Source organism: Kribbella sp. WER1 (genome assembly GCF_054189145.1).
In genome coordinates this window covers 2,507,784-2,524,602 of record NZ_CM135186.1, presented here as the reverse complement: position 1 = coordinate 2,524,602, position 16,819 = coordinate 2,507,784, and the positions used below count along the sequence as shown (strand labels likewise).

Here is a 16,819-nt window from a genome sequence, read left to right as displayed (position 1 = left end):
CCGCGCCGCCGGATTGCGCGAACTCCGCAATCGGCGGGCTCCTATCATCAGCTGAACCCCTAACAGAGGAGATGGGCGTGAAGTTCGGGATCGTCGGCGCCGGCGGTGTGGGCGGGTACTTCGGCGCCCGGCTGGCGGCGGCCGGGCAGGACGTCGCGTTCGTCGCTCGCGGCAATCACTTGGAGGCGATCAGGTCGGCCGGGCTGGTCGTGCACAGCCCGGCGGGAGATCTCCGGCTGCCGGTGCGCGCCACCGACGACCCGGCCGAGATCGGCCCGGTCGAGTACGTGCTGGTCTGCGTGAAGACCTGGCAGCTGCCCGGCGTGATCGAGACGATCCGCCCGCTGGTCGGCCCGGACACCGCGATCGTCACCGTGCAGAACGGCGTCGAGGCCCCCGAGCAGGTCGCCCAGGTCTACGGGCGGGACGCCGTACTGCCCGGTGCCGCCGAGGTGATCGCGTACGTCGAGGGTCCCGGCGTGATCCGGCATCTCGGCAACGGCAAGCTCAACGTCGGCGAATGGGAGAACGGGTCGACGCCGCGCCTGGAGCGACTCCGGGACGCGGTCGCCGGCGCCGGGCTGCAGGCGACGATCCCGGCCGACATCTGGGCCGCGCTGTGGACGAAGTTCCTCTCGGTGGTCCCGACCGGCGGCCTCGGTACGGCGACCGGCGCCGGGTACGGCGTACTCCGGACGCAGCCGGCGACCCGTCAGCTGCTCACCGAGGCGACCGGCGAGATCCGCGACCTGGCCCGGGCCCGCGGGATCCAGCTGGCCGCCGACGTCGTGGAGCGAACGCTCGACTGGATCGACCAGCTGCCGGCCGACGGCACCACCTCGCTGCAGCGCGACCTGATCGCCGGCCGCCCGTCCGAACTCGACGCCTGGACCGGCGCCGTCGTCCGCCTCGGCCGCGATTCCCGCGTCCCGACCCCAATCAACACTCTGCTCTTCGAACTTGCGAGCGCCCGCGTTCTTGCCAACGGCAACAGCCGCAGCAACGGCAACGACGGCAGCTAGGTCGCCTGGTAGCCGAGCTCGTCGAGGACGTCGTCGACCGGCCGGCCGGGGGCCGCGGCGGTCACCAGGCCGCGGATGCAGGCCGTCATCACCATCCGGAAGTAGGCCTCGCCGCTGATCTCGGGCAGTTCGGTCTGGGCGCCGGCGAGGACGTCGTCGGCGGCGAGCAGGGCGTACACCTTCTCGAGTTCGCGGCGGTGTGAGCCCTCGAAGTACGGGCGATGGCGTTCCTCGGCGGCGCTCAGGTTGATCGCCAGCGCGGCGACGCCGCCGGACAGCATCATCGCGGCGCCCGGGCCGTAGCCGCGCCGCCCGAGCGCCTCGACGGCCTCCCGCTGGAGCCGGATCCCGGCGGCGCCGCGCGGGAACAGGCCCTGCATGTAGCCGGCCAGCCCCGGGTGGCCGAGGACGAAGTCGTGGATCTGCTGCGCGAACGACTGCAGATGTGCTTGGATCCCATCCGTAGGATTGTCGACAATCCGCAGATCGCGCAGCACCGCTTCGCCGACCAGCGCCTCCAGGCCGAGCTTGCCGTCGACGTGCCGGTACAGCGCGGTCGGGCTGACGCCGAGCGCGGTCGCGACGCCGTTCACGGTCAGGTTCGGCAGGCCGAGCCGCAAGCCCTCGCGTTCGATGTCCGCGACCGTGATCTGTGCCTGGCGACCGCCGGTCTTTCGGCGGGGCGGATTCGCTGTCACAACCCTCCTCTGTTCGGGGCTGACCCCAAAGTTATGCTACTAACTTAGATCGACGCCGTCACCGACGGTGATCTGTTCTGTCCCTTACTCCTCAGGAGATCATGGTGAGCGCACCACGCCCCACCCGGCGCACGATGCTCAAGGCCGCCGGCGGGCTGTCCGTCGCCGCCGGCCTCGGCGCCGGCACCATTCTGGCCACCTCCCTCGCCGCGAACGCCGCCGGCGACGGGTTCGGCCTGCACATCACGGATCGGAGCGAGAGCGATCCGCGGATGTGGTACTACCGCTTCCAGACCGCCGAGATCAGCTGGGCGCCGGGCGTGAACGTCCTGCTGCCGAGTGACTATCACACCAGCGGGCGCACGTACCCGGTCCTGTACCTGCTGCACGGCGGTACCGGCGACTTCATGGAGTTCGACCACATCGGCATCCGCGAGAAGACCGCGGGCAAGCCGATCATCGTGGTGATGCCGGACGGCGGCAAGGCCGGCTGGTATTCGAACCCGGTGAGCAGCAACAGCGGCCCGCACAACTGGGAGAGCTTCCACCTGAACCAGCTGGTTCCGTGGATCGACGCCAACTTCCGCACCTACGCCGAGTTCTCCGGCCGTGCGGTGGCGGGCTTCTCGATGGGCGGCTTCGGCGCGCTCAAGTACGCCGAGAAGTACTACGGCCACTTCGCGTCGGTCAGCGCCCACTCCGGCCCGCCGAGCCTGCGCCGCGACGCCGGCCTGGTCGTGCACTGGGCGAACGTCTCCTCCGCGGCCGTCGACCTGGCCGGCGGCACCATCTACGGCGCCCCCGCCTGGGACGAGACCCGGGTCACCAACGACAACCCGATGCAGAACCTCGAGCGCTACCGCGGCAAGCGCATCTTCATGGTCGCCGGCACCAGCCCGAGCCCCGACCCGTTCGACTACGCCAACGAAACCGAGGTCCTGGCCGGCCAGCGCGAGTTCAAGGCCGCCCTCACTGCCGCCAAGATCCCCTTCACCGCATATGAGGAACCAGGCGGCCACTTCGTCCGCCAGAACCGCCTCGTCGAGGACATCGACGGCGTCATCGCCCACCTGAAAAAGGCCTGACGCAGCTTTCCTTCGCAGGCGCCGTGCTCCCCGGCGAGTGCGGCGCCTGTTCCTATTCCTCGGCCAGGCGGTGGAGGAGGGTGGCGAGGGCTTGTTGTTCGGTGGGGGTCAGGCGGGCGAGTTGGCTGACCATGACGTCGCGGCGTTTCTGGCGCAGGGTGGTGAGGATCTGGTGGCCGGCGGGGGTCAGGGCGACGAGGGTGGCGCGGCGGTCGTGGGGGTCGGGCCGGCGGGCCAGGAGGCCGGCGGACTCGAGGTCGTCGACGACCGAGGTGGCGGAGCGGGGGACGATGCCGAGGCGGGCGGCGAGTTCGCTGAGGCGGATCGGCTGGTCGGCGTGGTCGAGGGTGCGCAGGACCCGGAATTGGCCGTGGGTCACGTTCTCCCCGAAGCCTTCGCGGGAGGCCCGGCGCTGCCGCCGCACGATGCCGTCCAGGAGTGCCGCGATCTGCTCGGCGGCGTCGTCGAGGTCGTCGGGGTCGCGCATGTGCAGAGCCTAGTGGTCGGCGTCCGCGGGGGTTGCCGCGCACGCGGGGGAACAAACAGGGATCTTGTGAGGTTTGCTCATAGTGAGTTAACCTCAGTATATCTGGTCCCTGGTGAAAGGCACTGCATGTCGCAGATTTCCGGAATCCCGGGCGGGGGAGGCGGGGGCGGGCGGGCGATGCGCTCGCTGCTCAAGGACTCCTCGGTCCGGCATCACAAACTCTCGGCGGGCACGCTCCGCCGGATCCTCGGGTTCGCCCGTCCGTACCGCGGCTATCTGGCCGCGTTTCTCGTGCTGGTGGCGTTCGACGCCGGCACCGGCGCGGTCACGCCGTTGCTGTTCAAGGCGATCATCGACAAGGGCATCGTGCCGCGGCACGCGAACGTCGTCGTCTGGCTGGCCCTCGTGGTCGCGCTGCTCGCGCTGGCCAACGGCGCCATCACGCTCGGCGAGCGCTGGTTCTCGGCGCGGATCGGTGAAGGTCTCGTCTACGACCTGCGCACCGCCGTGTTCGACCACGTCCAGCAGTTGCCGATCGCGTTCTTCAGCCGGACGCAGACCGGCGCGCTGATCCAGCGGCTGAACGGCGACGTGCTCGGCGCCCAGCAGGCGTTCACGTCCACGCTCTCGAACGTGGTCAGCAACCTGCTCAGCGTCGTCCTCGTCCTCGGCGCGATGTTCGTCATGTCCTGGCAGATCACGCTGCTCGCCCTGGTCGTGCTGCCGCTGTTCGTGATCCCGGCCCGGCTGCTCGCCGGAAAGTTGCGGGAGGCAACGGCAGAGACGTACAAGCTGAACGCCACCATGGCGCAGACGATGACCGAGCGGTTCAACGTCGCCGGAGCCGTCCTCGCCAAGGTCTTCGGCCGCACCCAGGACTCGTCGCGGGACTTCGCCGGCAAGGCCGCCCGGGTCCGTGACATCGGCGTCACCACCGCGATGTACGCCAGCGTGTTCCGGGTCTCGCTGACGCTGGTCGCGGCGCTCGCGGTCGCGCTCGTGTACGGCGTCGGCGGCGTACTCGCGGTCGCCGGGACGCTCGGCATCGGCACGGTCGTCGCGCTGACGGCGTACCTGAACCGGCTGTACGGGCCGCTGACCGCGCTGTCCAACATCCAGGTCGACGTGATGACCACGCTGGTCAGCTTCGAGCGGGTGCTCGAGGTGCTCGACCTGCCGCCGATGGTTGCCGACCGCAAGGACGCGAAGGTGCTCCCGGCCTCCGCCGAGCCGTCGATCGGGTTCGACCACGTCTCGTTCCACTACCCGTCCGCCGAGGAGGTGTCGCTGGCCTCGCTCGAGTCGGTCGCGACGCTGTCCGCGGAGACCGGGGAAGAAGTACTGAAGGACGTCTCGTTCACCGTCGAGCCCGGGCAGATGGTCGCCGTCGTCGGACCGTCCGGCGCCGGCAAGTCGACGCTGTCGTCGCTGGTCTCGCGGATGTACGACGCCACCGGCGGGGCCGTGCTGGTCGGCGGGCACGACGTACGCGAGGTCACCCAGAGCTCGTTGCGCTCGGCAATCGGTGTGGTCACGCAGGACTCGCACATGTACCACGACACGATCCGCGCGAACCTGCAGCTGGCCCGGCCGGATGCGACCGACGCGGAGCTGCACGAAGCGCTCGAGGCCGCGCAGATCGCGACGCTGGTCGACAGCCTGCCGGACGGGCTGGACACCGTGGTCGGCGACCGCGGGTACCGGCTGTCGGGTGGTGAACGGCAACGGCTGGCGATTGCCCGGCTGCTGCTCAAGTCGCCGTCGATCGTGATCCTCGACGAGGCCACCGCGCACCTGGACTCCGAGTCCGAGGCGGCCGTGCAGACCGCGCTCGCGAACGCGCTGGCCGGCCGTACGTCGCTGGTGATCGCGCACCGGCTCTCCACGATCCGGAACGCCGACGTGATCCTCGTGCTTGACGACGGACGGATCCAGCAGCGCGGCACGCACGACGAGCTGCTCGCCCAGGGCGGGCTGTACGCCGACCTGTACGCGACGCAGTTCGCGACGGCCGCCTGACCACCAGCCGGACCCCAGGTCGCGGGCGGGACCGCGGCCGGGGGAGGATTCCGGCATGAGAGATCGGATGACTGCGGCCGCCACCGAGCTGACGTACGACGCTCCCGCGGCGAACTGGCTGGAGGCGCTGCCGCTCGGCAACGGCCGGATCGGCGCGATGTGGTTCGGCGGTACGACGCAGGACCGGATCGCGCTGAACGACGAGACCTGCTGGTCGGGCAGCCCGGCGACGACCCGCCGGCTGGCCACTCCGAACGGTGCGGTGGGGCCGGCCGCGGTCGAGGCCGTGCGGGCGGCGATCGCGCGTGCGGACGTGCGGGCCGCGGAGGAGCTGGCGGGCGGGTTCCAGAGCGGGCATTCGCAGGCGTACCTGCCGCTGGGCGATCTGCTGGTGGACTTCGCCGGCGGCGAGGTCACGGCGTACCGGCGGCGGCTTGATCTGGATACGGCGGCCGCGCGGGCGGAGTACACGGTGGACGGGATGGAGGTCTGGCAGGAGGTGTACGTGAGTGCGCCGGCGCAGGCATTGGTCCTACGTCTGGGTGCCTCGCAGCCGCTGTCGCTGAGCCTCACACTCACGTCCCAGTTGCGCGCGACCACCGCCGCGGTCGACGACAACGGCCTGGCCCTGCTCGCCACCTGCCCGTCCTCGGTCGCCCCGCCCCACAAGGGCGCCGGCGAGCCGATCCAGTACTCCGACGGCGACGACCGCGGCATGAACGCCGCCGTCGTACTCCGAGCCCACACGAACGGCACCCTCACCCCGACCGCCGACAAGCTGACCGTCACCAACGCGACCGACCTCTACGTAGTCCTCTCGACCACCACCGGCTACGAAGACCCCCACACTGCCCCAACCCGCACCCACGAGGAGTGCCGCGCCGCAGCAGACGCCGCTGTCCAGGCCGCCCTCGCCCACGCGGAGGGTTTGCGTGAGGAGCATGTGCGGGATTACCAGGAGTTGTTCCGGCGGTCGGTGCTTACGTTGCCTTCGAGGGTGGAGTTGACGACGGGGCGGCGGTTGCGGGAGGCGGGGGAGGACCCGGGGCTGGCGGCGTTGATCTACAACTTCGGGCGGTATCTGATGATCGCCGGCTCGCGTCCCGGTGGGCTGCCGACCAACCTGCAGGGGATCTGGAACGAGCACCTGCAGCCGCCGTGGAGCAGCAACTACACGGTCAACATCAACACCGAGATGAACTACTGGCCGGCCGAGACCACCTCGCTCTCCGAGTGCCACGAGCCGCTCCTCACCTACGTGAAGAACCTCGCCCACGCCGGAAAGCAGACCGCAGGACACCTGTACGGCGCCCGCGGCTGGGCCGCGCACCACAACGCGGACGCCTGGTGCTGGACGGCCCCGGTGGACGGCAATCCGAAGTGGGCGAACTGGCCGATGGCCGGCGTGTGGATGTGCCGCCACCTGTGGGACCACTACGCGTTCACCGGAGACCGCGACTACCTGAACGACGTCTGGCCGACCCTGCGCGGTGCCGCCGAGTTCGCCCACGACTGGCTGATCGAACTCCCGGACGGCACCCTCGGCACCGCCCCCTCCACCTCCCCCGAGAACGAGTACGTCGCCGCCGACGGCAACCCGGCCTCGGTGACCACGTCCGCAACGATGGACCTGTCGCTGATCGCCGACCTGTTCGACCGCTGCGCCCAGGCCGCCGAGATCCTCGACCTCACCGACCCGTTCGTCGACGACCTGAAGGCAGCCCGCAAACGTATCCCGGACCCGAAGATCGGCGCCCTTGGCCAGCTCCAGGAGTGGCTCGACGACCTCCCCGAGGCGGAGCCGCTGCACCGGCACACCTCGCACCTGATCGGCCTGCACCCCGGCGACCAGATCACTCCGGACGGTACGCCGGAACTCGCCGCGGCCGCCGCCCGTACCCTCGAGCTCCGCGGCAACAAGAGCACCGGCTGGTCCCTGGCGTGGCGGATCTCCTTGTGGGCAAGGCTTCGCGACGGCGCCGCCGCCCACCGCCTGGTCCGCGAACTCCTCACCCCGGCCGGCGCCTCCGGTACGGACTACGTCGGCGACGGCTCCGGCCTGTACCCGAACCTGTTCTGCGCGCACCCGCCGTTCCAGATCGACGGCAACTACGGCGCCACCGCCGGGATCGCCGAGATGCTGCTGCAGAGCCACACCGGCGAGCTCGAGGTCTTCCCGGCCCTCCCGGACGCCTGGCCGGACGGCGCGATCACCGGTCTGCGCGCCCGCGGCGGCATCGGCGTCGACCTCACCTGGTCACCTCAGGCGGCAACCGCCGTACTCACCGCCGACCACGACACCACGGTCGTCGTCCGTCATCAGGACCGCCGCGAGGAGGTGTCCCTCGCCGCGAACGTCCCGTACACCTGGACAATCAGGGGATGAGCTTCGTCATCGGCGTCGACATCGGGACCGGCAGTACGAAGGCCGTTCGCTGCACGCTCGACGGTGAGGTGGTCGCGGTCGCGCGCCGCGACCACGCGCCGAGCCTGCCGCGGCCGGGCTGGGCCGAGATGGATCCGGTCCGCGACTGGTGGGGTGACGTCGTGGCGGTCCTCGCCGAGCTGGACCTCGCCGACGTCGTCGCGGTCTGCGTGTCGGGTCTCGGCCCGTGCGTCGTCCAGACCGACGACGAGCTGCGCCCGCGGCGCCCGGCGATCCTGTACGGCGTCGACACCCGCTCGACCCGGGAGATCGCCGAGATCACCGAACAGTTCGGCGCCGACGCGATCCTCGAACGCTGTGGAAAGGACCTGTCCAGCCAGGCGATCGGCCCGAAACTCGCCTGGCTCAGGCGCGACGCCGGCGACGCCTGGCGCCCGCAGGACCGCTGGTTCAGCGCGCACACCTACGTCGTCGCGCACCTCACCGGCGAGTGGGTTCTCGACCACCACACCGCCAGCCAGTGCGACCCGTTCTACGACATCGAACGCCAGGAATGGGCCACCGACTGGGCCGAGCAGGTCCTGCCCGGCCTCGCCCTGCCCCGCCTGGTCTGGCCCTCCGAACAGGTAGGCACCGTACGCCGGGACGCCGCGGCGCAGACGGGTCTCGCCGAAGGGACGCCGGTCGTCGCGGGCACCGTCGACGCGTGGGCGGAGGCGTTCAGCGTCGGCGTACGCCGTCCGGGCGACCTGATGCTGATGTACGGCTCGACCATGTTCATCGTCCAAGTGTTGGCCGCCCCAACGACTGTCCGCGGGCTCTGGACGACCTCCGGCGTCGAGCGCGGATCGCACACGCTGGCCGCCGGAATGGCGACGTCCGGGACGATCACCACCTGGTTGCAGGACCTCACCGGCGGCGTCCCGTTCGAGACGCTCCTGCGGGAGGCGGCCGCCGTACCGGCCGGCAGCGAAGGCCTCGTCCTGCTGCCGTACTTCAGCGGCGAACGGACGCCCGTCTACGACCCGCTCGCGCGCGGCGTGATCGCCGGCCTCACGCTGCGGCACGGACGCGGTCACCTGCTGCGGGCGACGTACGAGGGAATCGCCTGCGGCGTACGGCAGATCCTCGGCGTGTTCGATACGGCGGAGCGGATCGTGGCCGTCGGCGGCGGGACGCAGGGCGGGCTGTGGACGCAGATCGTCAGCGATGTCGCGGGCGTCCGGCAAACCGTTCCCCAGCAGACGATCGGGGCGTCGTACGGCGACGCGCTGCTCGCCGCGATCGGCGTCGGCGCGGTCCCGCCGGAGACCGACTGGACCAGGCCGGATCACGTCGTCGCGCCCGATCCGTCGACCGCGGCGACGTACCGGACGCTCGTCGACGCGTACGCCGAGCTGTACCCCGCGACCCGGGATCTGGTCCACCGGCTCGCTAGTGTCCCGTAAGCGATGTAGCTTGGCGCTATCGGCGCCCAGGCACGCACCTCGCGGCACTTGCCCAGCGCCCACGATGCTCCGCATCGAGGCCACTGACCAAGCACCCCGATGCACGCACCTGGACACCGCTATCGTTCAAGCCACATCGCTTACGGGACACTAGGTGACGTCGCGCAGGTGCAGGACCGTGCCGCTGTCGAGGTCGCGGCCGAGCAGCGACCAGATCGCGCGCGCCGCCGTCTCAGGCTTCTCCAGCCTGCCCGACGCCTCCAGCTCGCGGAAGCGGCCCGTCTCCGGCAGTACGTCGGGACTGGCCGCGCGCAGCTGAGCCTGCATGTCGGTGTCGAGCGTGCCGGGTGCGACCGAGAGCACCCGGCAGCCGGGACTTCGGCGCCGTTGCTCGAGACCGACCGTACGAACCCATTGGTCCAGCGCCGCCTTGCCCGCGCAGTAGCTGGATTCGCCTTCATGCGGGTGGTTCGCGGCACCGGACGAGACCATGATCAGGTGCTGCTCGCAGTCCGCGCCGTCGAGCGCGCTGAGGAACGAGTGCCCGAGAACCTGAGCGGCAGCTGAGTTCAGCAGTACGTTCCGCGTGTACTGCGCGGTGTCGACCCGGTCCGCCGGTCCGAGCGGGGCCAGCGTGCCGGCGTTGTGGATGAACACGACCAGCGACGGGCTTCCGGCCTCGATCCGCTGCCGGAAGTCCTTGTCCACCACGGGCCACGAGTCCGGATCCGCGAGATCCACGGCGACGTGGTGCGTGACGGCCGTCCCGCCGCGGCGGGAGATGTCGACGAGCTCGGCGTTCTCGAACGGCACCGTCGCCGCGAGCGCGGCGCCGAGTCCGGCCGAGGCGCCGGAGATCCAGACCAGGATCCGGCGCAGCGGAGTCATCGCGGTCCGCCTGAGAACAGCCAAAAGTCCAGCGTCATGCAGTTCCCCCCTGCAAGTCCGAACGTCCTTCCGAGGTGCAGAGTAACCTCTGCTGGTGAGTGACTGGAACTGGCAATGGGACGAGACGTTGTACGCCGGCAGCGCGCAGCATTACGCGGTCGGGCGGATGGCCTATCCGGCCGCGTTGGGCGAAGTACTCCGGGATGAACTCGAGCTGAACGGTCAAGGCCGGTTGCTCGACGTCGGCTGCGGACCGGGCCCGGTCACGTTGCTGCTGGCGCCGTACTTCGCCGAAGCGGTCGGGGTGGACGCGGACGCCGGCATGCTCGAGGTGGCGGCGGCGCGGGCCGCGGAGACCGGCGTACGGAACACGAGCTGGCGGCAGTCGCGGGCCGAGGAACTGCCGGCGGAGCTGGGAACGTTCGACGTGGTGACGTTCGCGCAGTCCTTCCACTGGATGGATCAAGCGCTGGTTGCGGACCGCGTCCGCGGGATGCTCGCGCCCGGCGGCGCCTGGGTGCACGTCGGTGCCACGACGCATCGCGGGCTCGACGGTACGGCGGAGCTGCCGCACCCGCGGCCGCCGTGGTCCGCGATCGACGAGCTGGTGACGCGCTACCTCGGGCCGGTCCGCCGGGCCGGGCGGAGCGCGCTGCCGAAGGGCACCCAGGGCGGTGAGGAGGACGTGATGCGCGCGGCCGGGTACGCCGGGCCGACGAGGCTGATCGTCGGCGGGAACGAGATCGAGGACCGGACCGTCGACGAGGTGGTCGCCGCGGTGTTCTCGCTGTCGAGCTCGACGCCGCACCAGTTCGGCGCGGACCGGGAGGCCTTCGAGGCCGACCTGCGGACGTTGCTCACGGACGCGGCCGACGACGGAGTGTTCGCGGAGGAACGGCGGGAGATCGAGGCCGTGATCTGGCGCTGAGTGCGGGCTGGGATTCTGCTGAGAGAAAGGGTGCACACGCGGCGGCCGCGGCGAGGGGCCGCGGCCGCTGGGTGTGCTGCGTCAGGACTACTGGTTGTTGTTGTCCTGGTTGTTGTCGCCGCCCTGGCCGCCGAGCTGGTCGCGGGCGAAGTTCTCACCCTGCTCGATCTGGTCGCCGAACTTGTTGCCGGTCTTCTCGTTGACGAAGTCGCCGGCCTTCTCGAGACCCTCGTTGACCTGGTCCGGATGGTCCTTGGCCAGTTCCTCGGCCTTGTCCTTCATCTCGTCGAACAAACCCATCGTCTTTCCCCGTTCCTTCGATGGTTGCCTTCCACTACCTAGCCCGTCTTACCCGATCCGGCCGATTCCACACAAGGACTCGCCGACGGTTGCCGAAGCCTTCATCCGGTAAACGGATTCCGGTCCGCCTGCAGCGCGGGGAGTACGCTGGCGGCGAACACGCCGTACAGGTGCCGCTGGAACATCGGCCCGAAGCTGATCCGGGCCACGCTGCGTGCTGCGTACGCGGCGGTCGTGTGCGCGCCCTGCCCGTACGCGACGTTCACCGGACCGGCGAGGTCCTTCGTCAGCGTGCCGATCACGTCGAGGTCGCCGATCCCGATCGGGTACACGCAGTCGGCGCCCGCGGCCAGGTATTTCGTACCGCGATCGAGCGCGCTCCGTAACTGTTCCTCCGTCGTCCCGGCCTTGCGGAGGAAGACGTCGATGCGGGCGTTGATCACCAGCGCGTCACCGGCCGCGGCCCGTACGGCGGCGAGGAAATCGGCCTGCTCGGCCGGATCGACCATCGTGCCGGCGGCCGGGTCGGAGTCCTCCAGGTTGACGCCGACGGCGCCGGTGGCGAGGAAGCGCTCGACGAGTTCGGCCGGGGCGAGCCGGTACCCGCGTTCGAAGTCGACCGTGACCGGGACCGACACCGACTGCGCGATCCGGGCCGCGCCGGCGAGGACGTCGGCGACCGGGGCGTGCTCGCCGTCGTCGTACCCGAGAACCGCGGCGGTCGCGTTGCTGCTGGTCGCGACCGCGGCGAACCCGGCCTCTTCGATCAGCCGCGCGGAGGCGGCGTCCCAGGCGTTGGGGACGACCAACGGTGTACCGGGCACGTGCAGGTCTCGCAATGTAGTTGCCAAAGACATCAGGATCTCCCATGGATCAGGGGCAGCCCGAAGGCCGGGAACAAAGCAGGCTGGTGGAACGCGAGCACCGCCGAGACCGCGTCCTTCGTGAGCGTCAGCACCTTCACCGAGTGCGCGTGGAACTGGCCGTCGGTGCCGCGGATGTACATCGCGAACGCGGGCTGCCCGTTCGCGGAGGTGGCGACGAGCCGGCGCTGGTCCGGACCCGGCCGGAGCTTCGCGTCGAGCAGCCGCAGTACGTCGGCACGCCCGCTGAACCAGGTCGGGATCGGCGGCATCTCCCAGCGCGCGTCCTCGGTGAACAGACCTTCGAGGAGCACCAGGTCCTTGCTCTCCATCGCGGCCTGGAACTGGTCCAGCAGCGCCCGTTGCAGCGGTTCGTGCGGTTCGCTCAACTCGTCCTCGCGCGGCCGCAGCCGGGCGAGCTCGGCACGGGCCCGCTGCAGCGAACTGTTCACCGCGGCAGTGGTTGTGTCGAGCAACGACGCGACGTCCGCGGCCGGCCAGGTCAGCACCTCGCGCAGGATCAGTACGGCGCGTTGCCGCGGCGGCAGGTGCTGCATGGCGGCCACCATCGCGAGCCGCAGACTCGCCTGGTCGCCGACCACGGTGGCCGGATCCGCCCCGAGCAACTGGTCCGGGAACGGCTCCAGCCACGGCACCTCGAGTGCCTGGCCGTGGATGTCCTCCGGATCGTTGCCCGGGGCACCCAGCGCCGACGGGACCACCCGCCGGCTGCTGTGCTGCAGGAGGTTCAGGCACACGTTGGTGGCGATCCGGTACAGCCACGTCCGGACCGACGAACGGTGCTCGAAGTCCGCGTGCCCGCGCCAGGCCCGCAGGTACGTCTCCTGCACCGCGTCCTCCGCGTCGTGCAGCGAGCCGAGCATCCGGTAGCAGTGCGCGACCAGCTCGCCCCGGTGCTCCGCGAACTCCTCCTCGAGATTCATCGGACTCCTTCCACCACCTTCGTGCCCGCGTTCGCCCGTGGGGCCGTCCGGCGGCGGGTCGCGATCGCCAGACCGGACACTGCCGCGAGCAACGACAGTACGCCGGAACCTGCCAGCGCCCGGGTGAAACCGTGCCCGGTGTACCCACCGGACGCGCTGAACACCGACCCGAGCACCGCGACCCCGGCGACGCCGCCGAGCTGCCGGTTCATGCTGTAGACCCCGGACGCGATCCCGACCGACTCCCGCGGCAACGAGGCCATCGCCGCACTCTGCGCCGCCGGCATCGCCAGCGAGATCCCCGACCCGGTCACCATCAGCGGTACGACGAGCTCCCAGTAGTGGCTGGTGCCACGACTGACCCAGAACATGCCGGCCGCCTGCAACGCCATACCGATCACGACCAGCGGCCGCTCACCGACCCGGTCCACCAGCCGCCCGGCGATCGGCCCGATGACGAACAGCGTGGCCGTCCACGGCAACAACTGCAGCCCCGCCTTGAGCGGCGCCGACCCGAGCACGACCTGCATGTACTGCGAGAGGAAGAAGACCGCGCTGAACAACGCCGCGCTGAGGAAGAAGCCGGCCGAGTTCGCCGCCGTGAACGTCCGGTTCCGGAAGAAGGCGAGCGGCACCATCGCGCGATCGGTCCGCCGTTCCCAGGTTGTGAACGCGATCAGCATCACCGCGCCGACCGCGAACGCCGACAGTACTTCGGCACTCGTCCAGCCCGCCGTCTCGCCACGGACCGTGCCCCACACCAGCCCCAGCACCGCAAGACTGATCAACACCGCCCCGGCCAGATCCAGCCGCCGCGCCGGCCCGGTACTCTCCGGAATCCTCGCCAGCACCAGCACGATCGCCAGCACACCGATCGGTACGTTGATCCAGAAGATCCACTGCCACGACAGCCCCTCGGTCACCGCCCCACCGATCAGCGGGCCACCCAGTACGGCGATCCCCGTCACCCCGCTGAACACCCCGATCGCCCGCCCCCGCCGCTCCGGCGGAAACGCCGCCCCCAGCAAACTCATCGCCAACGGCATCACAAACGCCGCCCCCGCACCCTGCACCGTCCGCGCCACGATCAGGAACGGCAACGAGGTAGCCAACGCACAGGCCACCGACGCAGCCGTGAAGAGCGCCAGACCGGCCGCATAACCACGCCGCCGCCCCAGCCGGTCACCGATCGCAGCAGCCGTCATCAGAAGCATCGCAAAACTCAACGCATACGAGTTGACCGTCCACTCCAACTGCTCCGCCGAAGCCCCAAGATCCCCCCGAATCGTCGTCAGCGCCGCAGCCACCACCAACGTGTCCAACGCCACCATGAACGACCCAAGGGAAGTCAACCCCAAAACCCAACGCTCTCGCACAAGACCCTCCAGGTGATCTGCTGTCACCCCTATAGACAGCCCAGCACCCCCAAACTCATCGCTCCGATGACCACAACTTTCACCCCAGCCGCCTTCAGCAATCTGTGGATAACTATTTCCCTTAAAAACAAGGCGATCCCAGCTTGGAAACTGTCGGAGGCCTTGCCTAAGCTTCTCCCCATGAACATCCTCGAGGGTCGGCAGGTGATTGCCCTAAGCAACCACGACCTCCTGCCTGCTCTCGACACCCTCAACACCGAGATCCTCCGCCTGGAATCCCTCCGCCTCCAAGTCATCGCCCGCATCGAAGAGTCCGGGCTCCCCCAGGAGTTGGGCGCCCGAGACACGGTCGAGCTCCTCACCTTCCGCCACCACCGCAACCGCCCCGAAGCCTGGCGTGACGTCCGCCTGGCCCGCACCCTCCCCAAGTACAAGACCGTCCAAGCAGCCCTCAACACCCTCCAAACCGCCCACGCCTCCGCAATCACCACCGAACTAGAACGCGTCCGTACCCGCGTCCCGGTAGAAGACCTCGACATCGCCGAAACCCAACTCGTCGGGCTAGCGGCCCACCTCACCCCCAACGAGCTCCGCACCGCCGCGAAGCAACTCTGCAACCTCCTCGACTCCGACGGCCCCGAACCCGAAGAACAAAAGGCCTACCAGCGCGAGTCCCTCACCCTGACGGCTGCAGAGAACGGCGTGAAGTTCCGCGGCTACCTAGCCAACGAAAACGCCGAACTCCTCCGCACCGTCATCCACACCGGCGCCCGCCCCCACAAAACCACCGACGGCGACCACGACCCCCGCCCCCGCGACAAACGCCAAGCCGACGCCCTCACCACCGCCCTCACCGTCGCCTCGAACGCCTGGGACACCGACACCCCAGGCTACGGCGCCAAAGCCAACATCACGGTCACGATCGACCTCGACGACCTCCGCACCACCACCGCGAACACAACCGCGAACACAACCGGCCAAACCCACCAGCCCAGCCGAACCAACCGACCCGGCGGAACCGACCGAACCGGCGGAACCAGCCAGCCCGGCGGAACCGACCGAACCGACCGAACCGGCGGAACCGGCCAGCCCGGCCGAACCGGCCAGCCCGGCGGAACCGGCGGAACCGGCCAGAGCGCGGGGACCGGTCGGATGGTCTACGGCGACGACCTCTCCGCCGCCACCGTCCGCCGCCTCGCCTGCGACGCAGGCATCATCCCGCTCGTCCTCGGCTCCAACTCCGAACCCTTGGACGTCGGCCGCCGCGAACGCCTCGTCACCCGCCCCATCCGCCACGCCCTCAACGCCCGCGACCGCGGCTGCGTCGTCTGCGCCGCACCACCCGTGATGTGCGACGCCCACCACCTCACCTCCTGGCTCGACGGAGGACCCACCACCCTCACCAACCTCGCCCTCCTGTGCCGCCGCCACCACGTAGACCTCCACGCCGGCCGCTGGCACATCACCATCACCAACGGCAAAGTCCACGTAGCCCGCCCCACCTGGGCCACATCAACAGCCCCAAGCACCGGCCCCGCCCAGCCACAAAGCACCCACCCCACCCAACCCGCACGCCCACACCCTGCCCAACCCGCAGCCGCAGAACCCGCGCGACCCGCAACCACAAACCAGAGGACAACTCCGTCCACACCCCCGACACGCCCCAACCCACCACCACCCAACCCACCACCACCCAACCCACCACAAGAACTCCCCGACACACCCGCACCATCACCACCACCGGGTGCCACCCCCACACGCCCACAACACCCCAACAACAACCCCGCCGAGCCCGCAAACCCCAACCCATGGGACTACACAGACCCACCCACCCCACGCACCACCCGCTGGAAAGCCGACGAAGCAACCCTCACCGCCGCCGCCCGCTTCGCCGTCTGGGGCACCCGCACCCCCACCGAACCCGCCACCGACCCACCACCCTTCATCACCATCTGAACCCACCCCGAGACCGCCCACGCACCCACCCCGAGACCGCCCACGCACCCACCCCAAGGCGAGCGCGTTCACCCATCCGGAGCAACCCACCACCGGCGTACGCCGTTCACCCGCTCCGACCACCACGAGGCGCCTCCAAATCCAGCGCTCCCCGATCAGCCCGGCGATCTCCACAGCCCACGACCCACGCTCACCCACCATCCGACCCACCCCAAGCGCTGCAACTCATCCGCCCAAGAGCCGAGCCCCACCCGCCGCAAGCCGCTCACCGCCCAACCTCAACTCCACACCGCCAGCACCCGGCGCCATCCGCTTCAGCACTCACGCGCCCCCTTACACCCGCCCGCCGCCAGTCCACGCAGCGTCGTCGACCTCCACACCCACGGCATCCACCACACGTGCGGCATCCGCCGGACCCC

At 70.0% G+C, this 16,819-nt stretch carries 14 protein-coding genes; 7 read left to right on the top strand and 7 right to left on the bottom strand.

Annotated elements, in window-relative coordinates:
• Nucleotides 1-77: 77 nt before the first annotated feature.
• Entirely contained in the window at nt 78-1,022 is a 945-nt protein-coding gene (locus ACXJJ3_RS12275) for a 2-dehydropantoate 2-reductase (protein ID WP_458170121.1), read from the top strand.
• On the opposite strand, the gene ACXJJ3_RS12270 is transcribed toward ACXJJ3_RS12275, so the two are convergent.
• Complete coding sequence (locus ACXJJ3_RS12270) at nt 1,019-1,720, bottom strand: hypothetical protein (protein ID WP_458170120.1); 702 nt, start codon at nt 1,718-1,720, stop codon at nt 1,019-1,021. The two genes, ACXJJ3_RS12275 and ACXJJ3_RS12270, sit on opposite strands and share 4 nt — an antisense overlap.
• A 104-nt stretch (nt 1,721-1,824) precedes the next feature.
• On the opposite strand from ACXJJ3_RS12270, the gene ACXJJ3_RS12265 reads away from it, so the two are divergent.
• Nucleotides 1,825-2,805 carry an alpha/beta hydrolase gene (locus ACXJJ3_RS12265; protein WP_458170119.1) on the top strand — a complete coding sequence of 327 codons (981 nt, stop codon included), beginning with the start codon at nt 1,825-1,827 and terminating at the stop codon, nt 2,803-2,805.
• A 52-nt stretch (nt 2,806-2,857) separates the two neighbouring features.
• Here ACXJJ3_RS12265 and ACXJJ3_RS12260 read toward each other — a convergent pair whose 3' ends face one another.
• Nucleotides 2,858-3,292, bottom strand: coding sequence for a MarR family winged helix-turn-helix transcriptional regulator (locus ACXJJ3_RS12260; protein WP_458170118.1), 435 nt, complete (start codon nt 3,290-3,292; stop codon nt 2,858-2,860).
• A gap of 177 nt (nt 3,293-3,469) precedes the next feature.
• Here ACXJJ3_RS12260 and ACXJJ3_RS12255 point away from each other — a divergent pair, with 177 nt between their 5' ends.
• From ACXJJ3_RS12255 to ACXJJ3_RS12245, 3 genes are read left to right on the top strand one after another with little or no spacing between them, the layout of a single operon-like run.
• Nucleotides 3,470-5,311: an ABC transporter ATP-binding protein gene (locus tag ACXJJ3_RS12255; RefSeq protein ID WP_458170117.1), complete on the top strand. Its 1,842-nt coding sequence runs from the start codon at nt 3,470-3,472 to the stop codon at nt 5,309-5,311.
• A gap of 55 nt (nt 5,312-5,366) precedes the next feature.
• Nucleotides 5,367-7,697, top strand: a complete 2,331-nt coding sequence (locus ACXJJ3_RS12250) for a glycoside hydrolase family 95 protein (RefSeq protein ID WP_458170116.1) — start codon at nt 5,367-5,369, stop codon at nt 7,695-7,697.
• The gene (locus tag ACXJJ3_RS12245) at nt 7,694-9,145 is read left to right on the top strand and encodes an FGGY-family carbohydrate kinase (protein ID WP_458170115.1); all 1,452 of its coding nucleotides are present in this window, start codon (nt 7,694-7,696) and stop codon (nt 9,143-9,145) included. Before ACXJJ3_RS12250 ends, ACXJJ3_RS12245 begins: the two co-directional genes overlap by 4 nt.
• A gap of 150 nt (nt 9,146-9,295) precedes the next feature.
• Here the strand turns inward: ACXJJ3_RS12245 and ACXJJ3_RS12240 are convergent, their stop codons facing one another.
• Nucleotides 9,296-10,033, bottom strand: a complete 738-nt coding sequence (locus tag ACXJJ3_RS12240; protein WP_458170114.1) for an SDR family NAD(P)-dependent oxidoreductase — start codon at nt 10,031-10,033, stop codon at nt 9,296-9,298.
• Nucleotides 10,034-10,127: 94 nt separating this feature from the next.
• On the opposite strand from ACXJJ3_RS12240, the gene ACXJJ3_RS12235 reads away from it, so the two are divergent.
• The gene (locus tag ACXJJ3_RS12235; protein WP_458170113.1) at nt 10,128-10,961 is read left to right on the top strand and encodes a class I SAM-dependent methyltransferase; all 834 of its coding nucleotides are present in this window, start codon (nt 10,128-10,130) and stop codon (nt 10,959-10,961) included.
• A gap of 87 nt (nt 10,962-11,048) precedes the next feature.
• On the opposite strand, the gene ACXJJ3_RS12230 is transcribed toward ACXJJ3_RS12235, so the two are convergent.
• The 4 genes from ACXJJ3_RS12230 to ACXJJ3_RS12215 form a co-directional block, all read right to left on the bottom strand.
• Nucleotides 11,049-11,261: an antitoxin gene (locus tag ACXJJ3_RS12230; RefSeq protein ID WP_458170112.1), complete on the bottom strand. Its 213-nt coding sequence runs from the start codon at nt 11,259-11,261 to the stop codon at nt 11,049-11,051.
• Nucleotides 11,262-11,362: 101 nt separating this feature from the next.
• The gene (locus ACXJJ3_RS12225; RefSeq protein ID WP_458170111.1) at nt 11,363-12,118 is read right to left on the bottom strand and encodes an isocitrate lyase/PEP mutase family protein; all 756 of its coding nucleotides are present in this window, start codon (nt 12,116-12,118) and stop codon (nt 11,363-11,365) included.
• A complete protein-coding gene (locus tag ACXJJ3_RS12220) occupies nt 12,118-13,068 on the bottom strand; it encodes a sigma-70 family RNA polymerase sigma factor (protein WP_458170110.1) in 951 nt (316 codons plus the stop codon). Before ACXJJ3_RS12220 ends, ACXJJ3_RS12225 begins: the two co-directional genes overlap by 1 nt.
• Nucleotides 13,065-14,399: a DHA2 family efflux MFS transporter permease subunit gene (locus ACXJJ3_RS12215; RefSeq protein ID WP_458170109.1), complete on the bottom strand. Its 1,335-nt coding sequence runs from the start codon at nt 14,397-14,399 to the stop codon at nt 13,065-13,067. Before ACXJJ3_RS12215 ends, ACXJJ3_RS12220 begins: the two co-directional genes overlap by 4 nt.
• A gap of 111 nt (nt 14,400-14,510) precedes the next feature.
• On the opposite strand from ACXJJ3_RS12215, the gene ACXJJ3_RS12210 reads away from it, so the two are divergent.
• Nucleotides 14,511-16,400 carry a DUF222 domain-containing protein gene (locus tag ACXJJ3_RS12210; RefSeq protein WP_458170108.1) on the top strand — a complete coding sequence of 630 codons (1,890 nt, stop codon included), beginning with the start codon at nt 14,511-14,513 and terminating at the stop codon, nt 16,398-16,400.
• Nucleotides 16,401-16,819 lie beyond the last annotated feature (419 nt).

Bases quoted from the DNA above. Each gene is read 5' to 3' on its own strand.
- ACXJJ3_RS12260 (WP_458170118.1), bottom strand. From the start codon at position 3,292: ATGCGCGACCCCGACGACCTCGACGACGCCGCCGAGCAGATCGCGGCA.
- ACXJJ3_RS12255 (WP_458170117.1), top strand. From the start codon at position 3,470: ATGCGCTCGCTGCTCAAGGACTCCTCGGTCCGGCATCACAAACTCTCG.
- ACXJJ3_RS12250 (WP_458170116.1), top strand. From the start codon at position 5,367: ATGAGAGATCGGATGACTGCGGCCGCCACCGAGCTGACGTACGACGCT.
- ACXJJ3_RS12245 (WP_458170115.1), top strand. From the start codon at position 7,694: ATGAGCTTCGTCATCGGCGTCGACATCGGGACCGGCAGTACGAAGGCC.
- ACXJJ3_RS12240 (WP_458170114.1), bottom strand. From the start codon at position 10,033: ATGACTCCGCTGCGCCGGATCCTGGTCTGGATCTCCGGCGCCTCGGCC.
- ACXJJ3_RS12230 (WP_458170112.1), bottom strand. From the start codon at position 11,261: ATGGGTTTGTTCGACGAGATGAAGGACAAGGCCGAGGAACTGGCCAAG.
- ACXJJ3_RS12225 (WP_458170111.1), bottom strand. From the start codon at position 12,118: ATGTCTTTGGCAACTACATTGCGAGACCTGCACGTGCCCGGTACACCG.
- ACXJJ3_RS12220 (WP_458170110.1), bottom strand. From the start codon at position 13,068: ATGAATCTCGAGGAGGAGTTCGCGGAGCACCGGGGCGAGCTGGTCGCG.
- ACXJJ3_RS12215 (WP_458170109.1), bottom strand. From the start codon at position 14,399: ATGGTGGCGTTGGACACGTTGGTGGTGGCTGCGGCGCTGACGACGATT.
- ACXJJ3_RS12210 (WP_458170108.1), top strand. From the start codon at position 14,511: ATGACCACAACTTTCACCCCAGCCGCCTTCAGCAATCTGTGGATAACT.